The organism is Streptomyces sp. NPDC057565, from assembly GCF_042801455.1.
In the GTDB taxonomy this organism is placed as follows: Bacteria; Actinomycetota; Actinomycetes; order Streptomycetales; family Streptomycetaceae; genus Streptomyces; species Streptomyces yanii.
On record NZ_JBHVFU010000185.1, the window covers coordinates 1 to 1280 of the forward strand.

Genomic DNA, 1280 nt, shown 5'->3' on the forward strand with positions numbered 1-1280 from the left:
CGGGTCAGACACCCCATGACGTTTGAGGTCAAGCGGCATGGGGATGTGCGTGGTGCGACCAGGCGGTCGCTTCGTCGTAGTGGGTGCGGGTCTTGAGGCATCCATGGAGGATGCCGACGAGGCGGTTGCCGACCTGGCGGAGGGCGGAGTTGTAGGCGGCCTCGCGGGCTCGCTGCTTGTCGTAGTAGTGGCGGGCGCCGGGCGAGGCGCGCAGGGCGGAGAACGCCTGGCGCTGGAGGGCGTCGGCGAGGCGGTTATTGCGGACGTAGCGGGCCTGGACGTTGTGGCTCTTGCCCGAGGCGCGGGTGACCGGGCTGGTGCCGGCGTAGTTTTTGCGGGCCTTGGCGGAGCTGTAGCGGGTGGGGTCGTCCCCGAACTCGGCGAGCACCCGGGCGCCGGTGATCTCTCCGATGCCGGGCATGGAGAGGTAGATCTCAGCGTCCGGGTGCGCGAGAAAATGGGCCTTCACCTGCTCTTCCATTGCGGTTATCTGCTCGTTCAGGGCGATCAGGAGACGGGCGTGGGCGGTGGTGGCGGCAGCGTAGGCGGCGGCCACCGGCCCGGGCAGCTGCAAGTGCTCCTCGCGCAGAGCGGCCTGGATGGCCCCGGCCTTCTGGTCCCGGTTGTGCCGTCGGGCGCGGGCGAGGACTGCGGTGATCTGGGATCGGGTCAGCTTTGCCGCGGCAGCCGGAGTGGGTGCCTTGATCAGCAGTTCCAGCGCATCGGTGCTGATCAGCTCCAGGCTCGCATAGGCGTTCAGGGCGGCAGGGAAGTACTCGCGCAGGGTGTTGCGCAGTCGCTGGAAGGTACGGGTGCGTTCCCAGATCAGTGTCTGGTGGGCGCGGGCGACCACCTTGACGGCCTGGGCCTGGTGGCTATCCCCGGCGACGGGCCGCAGCTGGTCGCGGTCGATGCGGACCATGTCGGCCAGCGCGTGGGCGTCGCCCTTGTCGCTCTTGGCACCGGAGGTGCCGTACCGCTCCTTGAAGCGGGCGACCTGCCGGGGGTTGATCGCATAGACCTGGTAGCCAGCGGCGAGCAGGGCCTGCACCCACGTGCCCCGGTCAGTCTCGATCCCGACGACCACATCGGCCGGATCGGGGTCATCGCCGGCGTGCCTGGCCACGAGCTCGTGGAACCTGGCGATGCCCTCCGCGCCTTCCGCCAGCCTCGCTGTTGCGAGCCTGCGACCGATTGCGTCCTGGAGCTCAACGTCATGGTGGTCCTCGGCCCAGTCATCGCCAATCAGTAGCAACTCTTCCTCCTGGTCAGGTACTTCA

Annotated in this window: 1 protein-coding gene; it reads right to left on the minus strand. The window is 68.6% G+C overall.

What is annotated here, in order from left to right; all coding sequences use genetic code 11:
- Positions 1–28: 28 nt before the first annotated feature.
- On the minus strand, positions 29–1255 hold the full coding sequence (locus ACFU8W_RS52500; RefSeq protein WP_384053015.1) for an IS110 family transposase: 1227 nt from the start codon (positions 1253–1255) through the stop codon (positions 29–31).
- Positions 1256–1280 lie beyond the last annotated feature (25 nt).